The organism is Corallococcus sp. bb12-1 (assembly GCF_026626765.1).
Taxonomy (GTDB): Bacteria; Myxococcota; Myxococcia; order Myxococcales; family Myxococcaceae; genus Corallococcus; species Corallococcus terminator.
This window is the reverse complement of the sequence record NZ_JAPNJZ010000027.1, coordinates 43,103-57,650: the sequence shown is the minus strand read 5'-3', so window position 1 is coordinate 57,650 and position 14,548 is coordinate 43,103. Positions and strand designations below refer to the sequence as shown.

Below are 14,548 nucleotides of genomic sequence, written 5' to 3'. Positions count from 1 at the left end.
GCCCAGGGCTCCTCTATTAAGTCGGCGACTTATGTCCATGCGTCCTACTCGCCTCGCCCTGGCCGCCCTCCTCGCGGCATCCCTCACCGCCGGCTGCAACAAGGAGAAGGCGCCGGCCACCACCCAGGCGCCCGCCGCCCAGGCCCAGGCAGGAAATGCCGCGGAGCCGGGGCCGGACGCGGTGGTCGCCACCTTCGGCAACGGTCAGAAGGTCACCTTCGGTGAGCTCAACGAGCGCATCAAGGAGCCGCTGGCGAACCTGGACAAGCAGAAGTACCAGCTGCGCAAGCGCGGCCTGGAAGGTCTCGTCACGGAGCGTCTGGTGAAGGAAGAGGCCACCAAGCGCAGCCTGACCGAGGACCAGCTGCTCAAGGCGGAGATCGACGACAAGATCCCCGCGCCTCCGGAAGAGAAGATCAAGGAGGTCTTCGACGGCGCCAAGGGCCAGCTGCCCCCCGGCGCGACCTACGAGCAGATGAAGCCGCAGATCGTCGACTTCCTGTCCGGCCAGCAGAAGCAGGAGGCCGCGCAGAAGTTCTTCGAGTCCCTGCGCCAGGGCGCCAACGTGAAGTACGAGCTGCCCGAGCCCGCGCGCGGTCCCGTGGAGCGCAAGCAGGTCGCGGCCACCGGTCCCGCCAAGGGCCCGGAGAGCGCGCCGGTCACCATCGTGGAGTTCAGCGACTTCGAGTGCCCGTTCTGCAGCCGCGCCAACGCGGCGGTGGACGAGGTGACGAAGACCTACGGCGACAAGGTGCGCGTGGTGTTCCGTCAGTTCCCCCTGGAGTTCCACAAGCAGGCGCAGAAGGCCGCCGAGGCCTCGCTGTGCGCCAACGACCAGGGCAAGTTCTGGGAGATGCACGACGCGCTCTTCGCGAACCAGAAGGCGCTGGGCGTGGAAGACCTGAAGAAGACCGCGGCCGGCCTCAAGCTGGACGCCGCGAAGTTCAACGCCTGCCTCGACTCCGGTGAGAAGGCCGCGCAGGTGAAGGCGGACCAGGCGGACGGCTCCAAGGTGGGCGTCAACGGCACCCCGGCGTTCTTCATCAACGGCATCATGCTGTCGGGCGCGCAGCCCTTCGAAGAGTTCAAGAGCATCATCGACGCGGAGCTGTCCGGCGCGAAGAAGTAGCTCGTAACCCCCGGGAGGGATGCGGTGGCGCCCAGACCCAAGGCCACGCCCCGCGTGAGCGGTGAGGCGGCTTCGCTCGAACTGGAGCGGCCGCTCGCCGCCGTCGTCTCTCCCAGCCGGCCCCTCGTGGCGCACTTCCACGCGCCCGAGGGACTGGTGCTCCTCCCGGAGTCCCATGGCACGGCCGGCTTCTTCGCCGGCAGCCTGGGGTCGCTCTCGGTCGAGGAGGTGTTCGCCCAGATCCTGTCGGGCATCCGCACCGGCCAGCTCATCGTGCAGCACGGCTCCGTGCGCCGCACGGTGGCGTTCCGCGACGGGCAGGTGGTGTTCGCCACCTCCAGCGAGCGGTGGGAGCGCCTGGGCGCGGTGATGGTGCGGCTGGGCCTGCTGACGGACGAGCAGTTGTCGGCGGCGCTGGGGCAGGTGACGCCCGCGCGCCGGATTGGCCAGGTGCTCACGGCCCAGGGCCTCGTGTCGGAAGCCAGCCTCTACAGCGCGATGACCTTCGTCGTGCGCGAGGTGGTGCTCAACCTCTTCGAGATGCAGGAAGGCAGCTTCCTCTTCCTGGAGGCGCGGGCCCCGGCGGTGGACGCGGTGAAGCTGCCAGAGCGCACGAGGGACCTGGTCCTCACCGGTATCAAGCGCGCGGAGGAGACGGGCCGCCTGCGCCGCCGCTTCCCGGACGACATGCGCGTGCTTCCCGGCCCCCAGGGCGCGCTGCCTGGAGAAGAGGCCCTGTTCGCGAAGCTGGGCGGGGGCACGACGCTGGGCGCGCTGCGGGCCGCGTACGCGGGCAGCCAGTACGCCTTCTACAGCGGGGTGGAGGAGGCGGTGCGCGGCGGCCACCTGGCCGTGCAGGCCGCGGAGCCCGCGCAGACGCCGGGCCCGGCGGTGGAGGGCATGGCCTGGGAGCTGTTGTCCGCCGAGGAGCGCTACAACCTCCTCCTGTCACTGGTGCACCGCGCGCTGCGCGAGGCGGGCCGGGACGTGGACCTCCTGCGCGGCTTCGTGGAGGCGCCGCCCCCGGGCCTGGAGGACGCGTACCAGGGCGTCACCGTGGGGCCGGACGGGCGCGTGGACGTGGTGCGGCTGCGCGCCAACGTGTCCACCAGCGGCGGCGAGGCGGTGGGCCGGGCGATGGCGCTGGAGGCGCTGGACGCCTTCGTGTCCTATGCGCTGTTCTCCGCGCGCAACGTGTTGCCGGCGGACGTGGCGGAGCGGCTGGCGAACACGTACCGCACCCTGCAGGGCGGACTGTCCTAGCCTCGAGCGTCGTCCGCCGGACTTTCCTGAGTCGGACACCCACCCTGATGTCCCCCTGGTCAGCCTTTGCCTGGGTGCCCACGTTCGTCCCCACGGCGGGTGGCCGGCGGGGGATGAGCGACATGGGCGTGATGCGGACGTTGGGGTGGGGAGTGCTGTTGTTGAGCACGGCATGTGGCGCGTCCCGGACGGCGGTGACGAAGGCGGAGCCGGGCACGGGTGGGTCCGGGGCGGAGGACGTGAGCGTCGCGTCCACCACGCGACGCTACGTGGACGAGGACCTGGGGTTCGAAATCGTCCGGCCCACGGCGGAGTGGCAGTTGGATGAGACGAACGAGCGGACCCCGGAGGGGCTCGCCATTCCGGTCATCCTGCGGCACCGCGTGTCGGGGGCCCAGGTGGTGCTCCAGGTGGCGCCCGGCGTGGCCACGCCCACCCAGTTCGCGGAGCGGCTGACGCAGGGCCTGCGCCAGCAGCCGGGCTTCACCACCACGGATCCGCAGCCCATCGCGCTGTCGGACAACGCCGTGGGGTTCGACTTCCAGGTGGGCGACGGCGTGCGCGGCAAGGTGGCCGTGCGCGAGGGCAACAGCGGCCGCGTGCTGATGATGCTGGCCACCTGGCCCACGGAGGTGTCCGACGACGTGACGGTCAGCGTGGACGAGCTGATGGCCGGCGTCCGTCCGCTGCCCGAGCCGAGCGTGGCCGTGCGCGCCACGCCTCGCGCGCCTGAACCGGAGCCCGGCGACCCGCGTTAGCGGGGCAGGGTGGTGCGCACGAGACGTCTCGTGCGCCCGTCCCCTCACATCCCGCTGACTAGCGGGACGTCTTCGCCTTCGCGCGCTTCGCGGCCTTCACGGGCGCCGCCTTGGGCTCGGGCTGGGTCGCGATGTCCACGGCCCGCTGGCGCACCAACTCCACCAGGGTGCGCGCGCCGGAGCCGGTGGCGCCCTTGTTCAGGTAGCCGCGCTCCTTGGGGCTGTTGGACGGACCGGCGATGTCCAGGTGCACCCACGGGATGTCCCCGACGAACTCCTTGAGGAAGAGCGCCGCGTTGATGGCGCCACCCCAGCGCTCGCCGGAGTTCTTCATGTCCGCCACGTCGGAGCGCAGCGCGTCCTTCTGCATGTCGCTGATGGGCAGGCGCCACATCTCCTCGCCTGCGGACTTCGCGGCGTCGAGCACGCTGTTCACCGTGGCGTCGTCGTCGCCGAACGCGCCCACGATGTAGTTGCCCAGCGCCACCATGCACGCGCCCGTCAGCGTCGCCAGGTCGATGATGGCGGACGGCTCGTGCTCGCCGGCCCAGGTGAGCATGTCGCCCAGCACCAGGCGGCCCTCCGCGTCCGTGTTGGTGATCTCCACCGTCTTGCCGGAGCGCGCCGTGAGGATGTCACCGGGCTTGTACGCGGTGCCCGACGGCATGTTCTCGCACGCGCCAATGAAGGCGTGCACGGGGAAGGGCGGCTTCACCACGCCGCCAATCACCTTCATGGCGGCCAGCACCGCGGCCGAACCCGCCATGTCCGTCTTCATCTCCACCATGCCCTCGGTGGGCTTGAGCGACAGGCCGCCGGAGTCGAAGGTGATGGCCTTGCCCACCAGCGCCAGCGGGGCGCGCTTGGCGTCCTTCGCGTTCTTCGGCGTGTAGACCAGGTGGATGAGCCGGGGCTCCTGCGCGCTGCCCACCGTGACGCCCAGGAACATGCCCATGTTCAGGCGCTCAATCTCCTTGCGGCCGCCAATCTCCGCCTGGAGGCCCGCTTCCTTCGCGGCCTGCTGCGCGGCCTGCGCGAGGCGCACGGGCGTCACCACGTTGGGGGGCTCGTTCACCAGGTCGCGCGCCCAGTTGACGGACTCCGCCACCTTCAGGCCCAGCGTCAACGCGTCATCCAGCGCGCGCGACTTCTCCGTGCCCGGCGGCAGCGCGATCGTGGCGCTCTTCAGCTTGGGCGACTTGTCCTCGCGCGCCGCGGACTTGTACTTGTCGAAGCGATAGACGCCCAGCTCCAGGCCCTCCACCACCGCGCGCACGACGTCCTCGGCGCGGTCCGTGGCGGGCACGCGGAAGGCGATGCTGGTGGCCTTCAGCCGCTGCGCCGTCTTCGCCGCGCGGCCCGCGGCCAACCGCAGCACCTCCGGCTGGAAGCGCGCGCGGTTGCCCAGGCCCAGGAGCAGGACGCGATCATTGCCCAGCCGCCCCAGCGTGTGCAGCAGGAAGGATTGATCCACCTTCGCCTTGAAGCCCTCCTGGGTGGCGGCGGCGCGCAGCTTGCCGTCCAGCGCGGAGTCGGCGGTGGCCAGCGGCGCGGGGGCGGCATCACCCACCAGCTCGCCCTCGAAGAGGGGGATGACGAGCAGCTCACCGCTCACCGGCGCGGCGTCACCGGAGACGAGACTGAATTGCATGGCGACTTGGACTCCTGGACTAAAAGGGAAGAAAGGGTGATCCGAAGGGGGCGACTGTAGACGCGCGACGTGTTGCTCGCAAAGCGCTGGTTGCCACTGAGGCATTGCAATGCCCCGGCGCGCTGGATAGCTGTGCGTACTCCATGCCCACCCTGCTGCTCCATCTGACGGCCATCGAACGGTTGGCGGCCCGCCCGGACGGGCTCCCCACGGACTGGGTGCGCGCGCTGTCCGAAGACCTGCCATATGCGCGCTTCGGCGCCGCGCTGCCGGACCTGCCCCTGTGCGCGGGCGTGCGCGGGGGCCTGTCCCTGCTGCTGCCGGAGGCCGGCTGGCCTCATTTCGCGCGGCTGTACCACGAGCGCGCGCCGGTGGGCCTGGGCCTGAAGATGGCGGAGCTCGTCGCCACCGGGGCTCTCGTGGGCACCGAGGCGGGCCTGGCCATCCTCGCCGGCTACTTCACGCACATGGCCCTGGACCGGCGCCTGCATCCGCTGGTGGACGCGCTGGTGCTGCGCCACCGCCGCAAGGGCGAGCGGGCCTGGGACGCGCGGCGGCAGGTGGAGTGGGCCCAGACGCTGTTCTTCCTGCGCGAACAGGACGGCACGGACGGCGTGGGCACCTCCCGCCTGCGCGAGAAGTTCCAGGTGGGCAAGAGCCCGGGGCTTCCGCTGCGAGGCATTGGCCGGGGCATCTACGAGCTGGTGCGGCTGGCGTCCCAGGAGCGCGTGGGCCAGGCCCCCACCAAGGCGGAGGTGGATGGCTGGGTGCGCGGCCTCTATGTCTCCGGCCTCTTCCTCTCCAGTCCCCTGGGGCGGGTGCGGGCGCTGCCGGCGTACACGCAGCTGTCCTTCCAGGAGCTGTACCGCAACGACCAGTTCGACTTCACGGCGGAAGTGGACGCGGCGCTGGATGTGTCGCGAGCGTTGATCAAACGACTCCACGGCTACATGGCGCGCGGCACCTACACGCCGCGCACCCGCGCGCGCTTCTTCGAGGAGTTTCCCGAAGGAACGCTGGGTGCCACCGCCGCCTAGTGAACGCGCATCCACGGCGCGAGTCCCTGGCCGTGTTCGCGTGCCGGGCATCCTGCCAATCAAGCCAACTGCCCTGGGGGGTATGGCGCTATCCGGACCGGGGAGTGCCCCCTATTCTCGATAGGGAATGACGGTATTCCTTCTCATGGCGTCGGGCGTGTTGGCGGGCGGGCTGGGGGCGCTGCTCGGCATTGGTGGCGGCATCGTCCTGGTGCCCGTGCTGGTGTTGGGTTTCGGAATCCCCCTGGAACAGGCCGTTCCCGCGAGCCTGATGTGCGTCGTGGCGAATTCGTGCGCCGCCGCCGCCAGCTACGTTGAGAACAAACTGAGCGACCTGCGCCTGGGACTCACACTGGAGCTGGCCACCGTGATGGGCGCCATCGTCGGCGGACTCGTCGCGGCCTTCGTCGCGGAGGCGATGGTGGCGGTCGTGTTCGGCCTCTTCACGCTCTTCGTGTCCTTGCAGATGCTGCTGTTGCGCACGCCGCTCCAGGAGCCGACGTCGACGGCCAGCTATGTGCCCACCAACTACCCGCTGGGCATCTCCGGCTCGTTCGCCGCGGGCGGCCTGTCCGCGCTGCTGGGGGTGGGCGGCGGTCCGCTGAAGGTGCCGCTGATGAGCTACGGCATGCGCGTGCCGTTCAAGGTGGCCAGCGCCACCAGCAACCTGATGGTGGGCGTCACCGGGGCCGCGAGCGTGGCGGCCTATGCGTGGCGCGGACACTTGAACCTGGGCCTCGTGGCGCCGCTGGTGGTGGGCGTGTTGGCCGGCGCGTCGGTGGGCAGCCGACTGATGCCGAAGGTTCCCACCGCCGTCTTGAAGAAGCTCTTCGCGGCGGTACTGCTTCTGGTGGCCGGACAGATGTTGTGGAAGGGAGGGGAGGGGTTGTGGCCGAGCGTATGGAGATGAGTGAGGCGAATCCCGCGGCACACGCAGTTCTCTCGTCGGTGGGAGGCTCCGAGGCAGCACCGCCACCGCGCAACGTCCAGGCGACAGCGGTGGCCCTGCCCGTACCGCTTCCCGAGCAGTTAGAGGAACCACTCGAAGTCCAGTTCCAGCAGGAGCCCATCACCCACCCGGACGCCCAGCCCGGGGCGCGGCGGTGGGCGCGTCGCGCCATGGCCGGTGAGCGGTGGATCGCGCGCGTGCTGCGCACCGGCGCGGTGATGAGTGGCGGGATGTTCGTGGCGTCGCTCGCGCTGGAGCTGCTGCCCCGCGACGAGTCCGTGCACGTGGCCATCGACCTGTTGCGCAAGGGCGCGGCGTCCATGCTGCTGGTGACGCCGGTGGCGCGACTGGCCATGGCCGGCACGCTGCTGGGCCTGCGCGGCGAATGGCGCTACACGGCCATCGCCGCCGGGGTGCTGGCCCTGCTCGCGCTCGCGGTGGGCGCGGGCTTCCAGGCCTGAGTCACCCGGAAGGTGAACCCGCGCGCGGTGTGGCTACACGCCGCGCGCGGTGAAGTGGGCCAGGATGTTCTTCACCTTGGCCACGTCGTCGCGGAGTCCCTGCTCCTCGTACAACGGAATCACCGCCTCGAACTGCTCGCGGGCCGCGGCGAGGTCCTGGAGGTAGTAGCAGGACAGCCCCAGGTCCCAGCGGGCGCGGGCCTCGTAGACGTGGTCGTGCAGCTCCGCGTACGCCTCCACGGCGCGCAGCAGGTGGGGCCGCGCGTTGTCATGGTGGCCCAGCAGGCCCTCGGACTCGCCCAGCAGCAGGTGGCCCAGCGCGAGCGCCTCCGGATCCTCTCCCTGCTCCAACAGCGGCACGGCCTCCAGGAAGCGCTTGCGCGCGGGCTCGTACTCGCCCTTCGCCATGCGCAGGTCGCCAATGTCCAGGAGCAGCCGCGCCATGCGCTCGGTGTTGCGCGTCTGGCGGAAGAGGATGAGCGCCTCCTGGTACTTCTCCTCGGCGGCGTCGGACTCGCCCATGGCGCGCAGGGACTCACCGATGCAGGCGCGGGTGAGCGCCTCGCCGTCGCGGTCGCGCGCCTCGTTGAAGAGCAGGGCGGCCACGGCCATGTGCTCGATGGCGCCCCGGTGATCCTCGAAGTAGGCCTTCACCACGCCCAGGCCGAAGAGGGCCTGCGCCTGCCCGGGCTTGTTGCCCGCCGTCTTGAAGAAGCCCAGGGCCTCCTCGTAGTGCTCACGGCTGGCGGCGTGCTCTTCCAGCATCCCGTGCAGCTCCGCGAGCGACACCAGCCCCTGGCCCACTTCGGAGGGGGCGCCGGTGATGCGCAGCGAGGCGAGCGCGTTCTGCTGCTTCTGGATGGCTTCGGTGATGTGGGCGCGTTCGGCGGTGTCGGGCGGATGCATGTCAGTTCTCGTGACCCTTGCGGCGGCGGACTCCCCTGTCCAGCGAATCGTGCTTCTCGCTCCCGTCAGGGTCGTTGTCCACGGCCTCGTGCTGCCCGTTGCGCTCGGCCTTCTCCTTCTCGTGGACGAGCAGCGGGGAGAAGAAGCAGTCCTTCTTGGTGTACTCGTCGAAGGCGAAGGCGAAGCGGTAGCTGGCGGCCGCGCGCTGGTTGCAGTCGGTGCGCTCGCAGAAGCGGCAGGAGATGCCGCTGGGGATGGCGTCCTTGCGCAGGTCGTTGGTGGGCAGGCCGTACGCCAGGTACTTCGCGTTCTCCGCGTGCGTCCCCAAACCGATGGAGTACGCGGTGCCCTTCACGATGGAGCCCTCAATGGGCTGCAGCTGCACCTTGGCGAAGCAGAAGTACGTCGTGCCGTCCGGCATGATGGAGTACTGCCGCGTAATCTGGGACGGGTTGAGGAACGCCAGGTGCACCGCCCACTTCGCGCACGAGCCACCGCCCGACGCGAAGCGGATGCCGGTGCCGCTGTAGCGCTTGGAGATGTTGCCGGCGATGTCCGCGCGCAGGAAGTGGAAGGGCAGGCCCTGGCGCTTGGGGTCGGACAGGTTGCAGATGCGGTGGGCCACCGTCTCGTAGGTGGTGCCGAACACGTTGGAGAGCAGCTCCACGTCGTAGCGCGTGCGCTGCACCTCCTTGAAGAACTCGCTGTAGGGCAGCATCAGCGCGCCGGCGAAGTAGTTCGCCAGGTTCACCTTGATGAGCCGCTCCGTCTCCCCGTGCCGCATGCGCCCCGCGCCCAGGATGCGCTCCACCAGCTTCTCGCGGTCCATCACCATCAGGCCCATGGAGGCGGCGATCTGGAACTTCAGCGGCTGTTCGGTGAGGTCCGGCGACAGCGTGAGCGTGCGTGTGTCCAGGTCCAGCCGGCGCACCACGGACGAGCCGCTGGTGGCGCGCTGAATCTGCACCCGGTAGTCGAAGCGCTCCTCCAGCATGCGGGTGAGCTGGCTGCTGGTGATCTGCTGCTCCAGGCGGAAGTCGCGGCGCAGCCCTTCCGCCTGCTCCTCCAGCTCCGGGAAGTAGTTGCGGTGCTTCTCCAGGAAGTCGCTGACCTCGTCGAAGGGCGAGTAGTCGAAGCGCACGCCCGGCGTGTTGCCCAGGCCGTTGCCGGACGGCGAGCCCTGCGTGCGGGTGCGCTCCTCCACGTTGAGCTGCGCGAGCACGTTCTCCAACTGCGTGCGCGTGTTCTTGTAGAGGTTGAAGAGCGCGGCGACCGTGCCGGCGAGCTTCGGTTCGGCGGACAGTGACTGGAGCGACTCCGAGTCGATGTCCAGGCTCTTGAGCAGCGGCTCGTCCAGCAGCTTCGCCAGGGCCTCGTCCACGCGGCCCTCGCCCAGCGTGGACATGAACTGCTCGGGGTCCTGTTCGAAGTAGCGCAGCGCCTTCCAAAGCAGCGGGAAGGGCATCACGCGCTTGCCCTTCTCGATGAGGTTCAGGTACGCGGGCGACACACCCAGGTCCTTGGCCGCATCCGCCTGCTTGATGTTGCGTTGCAAGCGGAGGCCTCGAAGCTTCAGCCCCACGTTCGCGTTCAGCGCGTTGTCGTTGTTCATGGCTCCAGCCACCGGCGGGCCGCGTCAAAGGACGTGTCCGGCACCGGGTCTCTGGATCCACTCTGCAAATCGATTAACCGATTTGCAATGAACCTTTACGCGACATTGGAGCGCTGTCCCGCAGGCGACGCGCGGAGGGTTGACTGCCTCCCTCCTGGCCGGCAACCGACGTAATCCCATGGAATCACGGTGCTTTCGGGCGCCGTCGGTGCACGGCGGGTCCGCCGGTGCCGCACGTTGTCAACCGTTTACCAACGCGGTGCGGCAGGACTGGGGAAAAGTCAGTAAACCGGCGGATGCATTTTTACAAGCCGTTACGGAGCGTCCGGCGCGCGGCGGAAGACGAGGGCGACGTTGGTGCCGCCGAAGCCGAAGGAGTTGCTCATCACGGCGTCCACGCGCTTCTCGCGGGCGACGTTGGGGATGCAGTCCAGGGGGATGCGCGGGTCCTGGTGCTCCAGGTTGATGGTGGGGGGCAGCACGCCCCGGGTGAGGGCCAGGATGCTGATGACGGCCTCGGCGGCGCCGGCCGCGCCGTTCATGTGGCCCGTCATGGACTTGGTGGAGGAGATGGCCAGCCGGGCGGCCGCGTCGCCGAACACGCGGGCGATGCCCTGCATCTCCAGCAGATCGCCAATCTCCGTGGAGGTGCCGTGCGCGTTGAGGTAGCCGATGTCGCCCGGTGACAGGCGCGAGTCCTTCAGCGCGGCCTTCATGGCGCGCTGGGCGCCCTCGTGTTCCGGGGCGGGTGCGGTGACGTGGTGGGCGTCGGAGCTGGCGCCGTAGCCCACCAGCTCCGCGAGGATGCGGGCGCCGCGTGCGCGGGCGGACTCGTACTCCTCCAGGATGAGGATGCCCGCGCCCTCCGCGAGCACGAAGCCGTCGCGGTCCTTGTCGAATGGGCGGCTGGCGGCCTGGGGCGCGTCGTTGCGCGTGGACAGGGCCTTCATCGCGGCGAACCCGCCCACGCCCAGGAGGGAGATGGGGGCTTCCGAACCGCCGGCCACCGCCGCGTCGAACTCACCGCGCTGGATGCCGCGCATCGCCTCGCCAATGGCGTGGGCGCTGGTGGAGCAGGCGGAGTTGGTGGACCAGGAGGGGCCCTTGATGCCGTGGCGCATGGTGACGTAGCCGGGCGCCATGTTGATGATCATCTGGAGGATGAAGAAGGGGCTGATGCGGTCCGCGCCCTTCTCCAGCGCCTTCTTGTACGTCTCCTCCATGCTGGAGATGCCGCCGATGCCGGAGCCGATGATGGCCGCCACGCGCTCCGCGTTCTCCGGGGTGATTTTGAGGCCCGAGTCCGCGAGGGCCATGTCCGCCGCCGCCACCGCGAACTGCGCGAAGCGGTCCATGCGCCGCACCTCGCGCCGCTCGATGTAGTCCTCCGGGTTGAAGTCCTTCACCTCGCCGGCGAACCGGCAGGCGAGCTGGCTTGCGTCGAACAGGGTGATGGGCCCCACGCCGCTCTTGCCCTGGATAAGCCCCTCCCAGCTCCTCTCCACGCCGGTGCCACATGGGCTGATGAGCCCCATTCCCGTCACCACGACGCGCCGCTGCTCCATGGAATGCTCCTTGACCCCAGTCGTTGAACGGGATGGTATTATGGTCATCCTTCCATGAGTTCAAGTGCGAGTGTCCTGGATGGAAGCAGGCATCCTGGCGCCCAGGCGGGTGATGGAATGAGGGCGGTCATTCAAGCGGTGAGGAGCCTTCGATGAGCGAGCAGGCCGTGAACCCGCGAACGCGGACGGTGACGTGGAAGGACCCTCGGGAGGGCGCTTCGGCGGCGAAGAAGATGTCGGGGCTGGAGTACCTGCGCGCCATCCAGAGGGGCGAATTGCCGGCGCCCCCCATCGCGGAGTTGATGGGCTTCACGCCCGTGGAGGTGGAGGAGGGCAAGGTGGTGTTCGGGGTGCTGCCGGGCGAGCACCACTACAACCCCATCGGCATGGTGCACGGGGGGCTGGCGGCCACGCTGATGGACTCGGCGATGGGGTGCGCCATCCACACGATGCTGCCGGTGGGCGTGGGGTACACGACGCTGGAGCTGCACGTGAACTACGTGAAGGGCGTGGCGCACGACTCCGGAGAGCTCTTCTGCAAGGGCGAGGTTATCCACCTGGGGGGCAAGGTGGCGACGGCGCAGGGGCGGCTGGTGGACGCGAAGGGCAACCTCTACGCGCACGGCACCACGACGTGCATGATCTTCCGCCCGCCGGGTTCAGGCGGCGCGAAGGAGTAGGAGCGGACGATGCGCTACACCGCTGAGCACAAGCAGGCCACGCACGCGCGCATCCTGGCGGCGGCGGAGAAGCTGTTCCGCGCGGAGGGCTTCAGCGGCGCGAGCGTGGAGCGGGTGATGCGCGCCGCGGGGCTGACGGTGGGCGGCTTCTACGCCCACTTCGCCTCCAAGGAATCGCTGCTCGCGGAGTCCCTGCGGGCGTTCATGGTGGAGCGGCAGATGCGCTGGCTGGCGGGACTGGAGGGGATGCGGGGGCCGGCGTTCCTGGACCACTTCGCGCGCCGCTACCTGAGCCTCTACAACCGGGACACGGGGCAGACGAGCTGCATGATGCCGTCGCTCCTGTCGGACCTGACGCGCGCGCCGCCGGAGGTCCAGGCCTCGTTCGGGCAGGGCCTGGAGGCGCTGGTGGGCGCGGCGCAGGGCCAGCTTCCGGCGCGGGAGGGCGCGACGCCCCGGCAGCAGATGCTGGCGACGGTGGCGCTGTGCTTCGGCGCGATGACGCTCGCGAGGGCCACGGGTTCGCAGGCGGTGTCGGCGGAGATCCTCGACGCGGCCCGGGCCCTGCTGCTCGCCGGGCCTCCTATCGCGGAGGCAGGGGGGGAGAGCGGGCCTGCGCCGCGGAATGAGGCGCGCAGACCGAAGCGCGCGGACGTGCCGGCGTCGAAAGCGGATGCATCCGTGCCTCCGTCACGGCCGGCGCGGAAGAGGTCGGCACGGAAGCCGGGTGCGGGGACGCAGGGGGCGAACGCAGGGGATGCGCATGCGCGTCCTTCACGGCCCTCGCGAAAGAGAAAGCCGGCCCGGGGCTGAGCGCCGGCCCCTGGAGTCGGAGCGAGTGGATGGCTCCGTGGGTCATGGGGGTGGAAGGGGTGGGGGCTGCCACGCGGCCCGTGCGGAAGGCACCGTCACCCTGACGGAAGGTGTCGTGCTGGTGTCAGCGGACGCGCCCACCGCCTGACGCTCGTCCTCCTGCGTCGACACAACGGACTGGACGCCGCAGGGCACGCCGTGGGGTCCTCTGCTCCGGAGCGGAAGCCAGGGGAGGCGGTGCCACGTGCATGACTTGAAGACGGTGCCTCGCGCGGTGCTCCTGCTGCTCGCGCTCACCCTGGGCGCTTGCGCGACCCCGCGGCCCGCGCTGCCCCGGAGGGACACGGCGGCGCTGCGCTACAACGTCACCTATACGCGTGAGCCCCAGCGCGGACTGGAGGTGGAGCTCGTCCTCCTGCCCTCATCCCCGCGCGACTTCCTCTTCCGACAGCCGGAGCGCGTGGACACCGTCCAGGCCCTGAGCGAGGACGGCTCCTCCCGCGCCCTGCGCCTGCACGACGGCGAGCTGCACGTCCCTTCTGGAACGCGCTTCCTTCGCTACTTCTATCCGCTGGAGTCCCCGTCCCGCGGCGGTGAGCGCTCCTTCTTCTCCGGCGCCGGGGAAGGAGACGCGTGGCACGTGGCCGGCCGTGCGTACCTCTTGCGCCCTCGCGTGGTGCCGCCCGACCTGCGCGTGGAGTTCACGGTGGAGGGGACGGACGCGCTGCTTCCCTGGCTCCCGGACGACGCTGGCGTCTACCACCTGCGCGGCGAGGACCTGGTGGACTCGGGCTTCCACGGCTTCGGCGGCCGGCGCTGCGAAGCGCGCGTCGGTGACTCCGTGCTGGAGGTCGCGCTGCTGGGCCGCTTCAGGTCCCTGTCGGACTCGGAGGTCTGCGACTGGCTGGCCCAGGCCGCGCGCGAGGTGAACACCGTGCGCAAGACGTTCCCCCATCCGCGCATCACCGTGCGCGTCGTGCCCGTGCCCGGCGCGCAAGAGCCCGCCCTCTTCGGCATGGTCCAGTGGAGCTCTCCCCCCAGCATCTCCATCCTCGTGGGCCAGGACGCCACCGCCGCCTCCATGAAGGGCGACTGGATCGCCCTGCATGAGATGCTGCACCTGACGCACCCCACGCTGATGCCGCGCGTCGCCTGGCTCACCGAAGGGCTCGCCACCTACTACACGGAGATCGCCCGCGCGCGCTCCGGACGCCAGACGGCGCGGCAGGCGTGGCAGGAGCTCACGGACGGCTTCGCCCGCGGCCAGTCCGCCGCGGGCTCGCGCACCATGGCGGAGGTCGTCTCACGCGAAGGCGACTGGCAGGGCGTCTACTGGAGCGGCGCCCTCTTCGCGCTGCGGCTGGACGTGGAGCTGCGGCGCGTGACGCACGGACGCGCCCGACTGGAGGACGTGCTGGAGCTGCTGGCCACCCGAGGCCCCACCACCTCGCTCGCGGGCTTCGGCGCTGCCGTGGACACCGTCGCCGGGGAGCCCCTCTTCGACGCGCTGCTCGCCCACCAACTTTCAGTTCCGGCTTTCTCAGATTTGGGAACTTTGTTAGATCGCCTCGGCGTCCGGATTGACCCGGGGGGCGTCAAGCTCCAAGCTGCCCCGGACAGTCGGTTGCGTGAAGCGGTGGACGGTGGCCGGCCCTCGGATGACGCGGGGTGAACGCCTGGAAAAGGGACGGGGCGGTAACCGCTCCAACGGGTGTCGCGTATCG

13 protein-coding genes are annotated in these 14,548 nt (G+C 70.0%); 9 read left to right on the top strand and 4 right to left on the bottom strand.

Going from position 1 to position 14,548, the window contains the following annotated elements:
- Positions 1 to 31 precede the first annotated feature (31 nt).
- The 3 genes from OV208_RS31350 (at position 32) to OV208_RS31340 (ending at position 3,150) form a co-directional block, all read left to right on the top strand.
- Positions 32 to 1,129 carry a thioredoxin domain-containing protein gene (locus OV208_RS31350; RefSeq protein WP_267577611.1) on the top strand — a complete coding sequence of 366 codons (1,098 nt, stop codon included), beginning with the start codon at positions 32 to 34 and terminating at the stop codon, positions 1,127 to 1,129.
- A 24-nt stretch (positions 1,130 to 1,153) separates the two neighbouring features.
- A complete protein-coding gene (locus OV208_RS31345) occupies positions 1,154 to 2,392 on the top strand; it encodes a DUF4388 domain-containing protein (protein WP_267577610.1) in 1,239 nt (412 codons plus the stop codon).
- Positions 2,393 to 2,514: 122 nt separating this feature from the next.
- Positions 2,515 to 3,150 (top strand): hypothetical protein, encoded by a 636-nt coding sequence (locus tag OV208_RS31340; RefSeq protein ID WP_267578048.1) that lies wholly within the window; start codon positions 2,515 to 2,517, stop codon positions 3,148 to 3,150.
- Between the two features lie 58 nt (positions 3,151 to 3,208).
- On the opposite strand, the gene OV208_RS31335 is transcribed toward OV208_RS31340, so the two are convergent.
- Complete coding sequence (locus OV208_RS31335) at positions 3,209 to 4,801, bottom strand: leucyl aminopeptidase (RefSeq protein WP_267577609.1); 1,593 nt, start codon at positions 4,799 to 4,801, stop codon at positions 3,209 to 3,211.
- A gap of 143 nt (positions 4,802 to 4,944) precedes the next feature.
- On the opposite strand from OV208_RS31335, the gene OV208_RS31330 reads away from it, so the two are divergent.
- From OV208_RS31330 to OV208_RS31320, 3 genes are all read left to right on the top strand, one after another.
- On the top strand, positions 4,945 to 5,838 hold the full coding sequence (locus tag OV208_RS31330) for a hypothetical protein (RefSeq protein ID WP_267577608.1): 894 nt from the start codon (positions 4,945 to 4,947) through the stop codon (positions 5,836 to 5,838).
- A gap of 127 nt (positions 5,839 to 5,965) precedes the next feature.
- Complete coding sequence (locus OV208_RS31325) at positions 5,966 to 6,748, top strand: sulfite exporter TauE/SafE family protein (RefSeq protein WP_267577607.1); 783 nt, start codon at positions 5,966 to 5,968, stop codon at positions 6,746 to 6,748.
- A complete protein-coding gene (locus OV208_RS31320) occupies positions 6,745 to 7,248 on the top strand; it encodes a hypothetical protein (protein WP_267577606.1) in 504 nt (167 codons plus the stop codon). The genes OV208_RS31325 and OV208_RS31320 overlap by 4 nt, the downstream gene beginning before the upstream one ends.
- Before the next feature lie 33 nt (positions 7,249 to 7,281).
- Here the strand turns inward: OV208_RS31320 and OV208_RS31315 are convergent, their stop codons facing one another.
- The 3 genes from OV208_RS31315 to fabF all read right to left on the bottom strand — a co-directional run bounded on the left by OV208_RS31315 (position 7,282) and on the right by fabF (position 11,331).
- The gene (locus OV208_RS31315; RefSeq protein WP_267577605.1) at positions 7,282 to 8,154 is read right to left on the bottom strand and encodes a tetratricopeptide repeat protein; all 873 of its coding nucleotides are present in this window, start codon (positions 8,152 to 8,154) and stop codon (positions 7,282 to 7,284) included.
- Between the two features lies 1 nt (position 8,155).
- Positions 8,156 to 9,766: a helix-turn-helix domain-containing protein gene (locus OV208_RS31310; RefSeq protein ID WP_267577604.1), complete on the bottom strand. Its 1,611-nt coding sequence runs from the start codon at positions 9,764 to 9,766 to the stop codon at positions 8,156 to 8,158.
- Between the two features lie 314 nt (positions 9,767 to 10,080).
- On the bottom strand, positions 10,081 to 11,331 hold the full coding sequence (fabF, locus tag OV208_RS31305) for a beta-ketoacyl-ACP synthase II (RefSeq protein WP_267577603.1): 1,251 nt from the start codon (positions 11,329 to 11,331) through the stop codon (positions 10,081 to 10,083).
- Between the two features lie 152 nt (positions 11,332 to 11,483).
- Here fabF and OV208_RS31300 point away from each other — a divergent pair, with 152 nt between their 5' ends.
- From OV208_RS31300 to OV208_RS31290, 3 genes are all read left to right on the top strand, one after another.
- Positions 11,484 to 12,011 (top strand): PaaI family thioesterase, encoded by a 528-nt coding sequence (locus tag OV208_RS31300; protein ID WP_267577602.1) that lies wholly within the window; start codon positions 11,484 to 11,486, stop codon positions 12,009 to 12,011.
- Between the two features lie 9 nt (positions 12,012 to 12,020).
- On the top strand, positions 12,021 to 12,824 hold the full coding sequence (locus tag OV208_RS31295; RefSeq protein WP_267577601.1) for a TetR/AcrR family transcriptional regulator: 804 nt from the start codon (positions 12,021 to 12,023) through the stop codon (positions 12,822 to 12,824).
- A 244-nt stretch (positions 12,825 to 13,068) separates the two neighbouring features.
- Positions 13,069 to 14,496 (top strand): hypothetical protein, encoded by a 1,428-nt coding sequence (locus OV208_RS31290; protein ID WP_267577600.1) that lies wholly within the window; start codon positions 13,069 to 13,071, stop codon positions 14,494 to 14,496.
- Positions 14,497 to 14,548 lie beyond the last annotated feature (52 nt).

Bases quoted from the DNA above. Each gene is read 5' to 3' on its own strand.
- OV208_RS31350 (WP_267577611.1), top strand. From the start codon at position 32: ATGTCCATGCGTCCTACTCGCCTCGCCCTGGCCGCCCTCCTCGCGGCA.
- OV208_RS31340 (WP_267578048.1), top strand. From the start codon at position 2,515: ATGGGCGTGATGCGGACGTTGGGGTGGGGAGTGCTGTTGTTGAGCACG.
- OV208_RS31335 (WP_267577609.1), bottom strand. From the start codon at position 4,801: ATGCAATTCAGTCTCGTCTCCGGTGACGCCGCGCCGGTGAGCGGTGAG.
- OV208_RS31330 (WP_267577608.1), top strand. From the start codon at position 4,945: ATGCCCACCCTGCTGCTCCATCTGACGGCCATCGAACGGTTGGCGGCC.
- OV208_RS31325 (WP_267577607.1), top strand. From the start codon at position 5,966: ATGACGGTATTCCTTCTCATGGCGTCGGGCGTGTTGGCGGGCGGGCTG.
- OV208_RS31320 (WP_267577606.1), top strand. From the start codon at position 6,745: ATGAGTGAGGCGAATCCCGCGGCACACGCAGTTCTCTCGTCGGTGGGA.
- OV208_RS31315 (WP_267577605.1), bottom strand. From the start codon at position 8,154: ATGCATCCGCCCGACACCGCCGAACGCGCCCACATCACCGAAGCCATC.
- OV208_RS31310 (WP_267577604.1), bottom strand. From the start codon at position 9,766: ATGAACAACGACAACGCGCTGAACGCGAACGTGGGGCTGAAGCTTCGA.
- fabF (WP_267577603.1), bottom strand. From the start codon at position 11,331: ATGGAGCAGCGGCGCGTCGTGGTGACGGGAATGGGGCTCATCAGCCCA.
- OV208_RS31300 (WP_267577602.1), top strand. From the start codon at position 11,484: ATGAGCGAGCAGGCCGTGAACCCGCGAACGCGGACGGTGACGTGGAAG.
- OV208_RS31295 (WP_267577601.1), top strand. From the start codon at position 12,021: ATGCGCTACACCGCTGAGCACAAGCAGGCCACGCACGCGCGCATCCTG.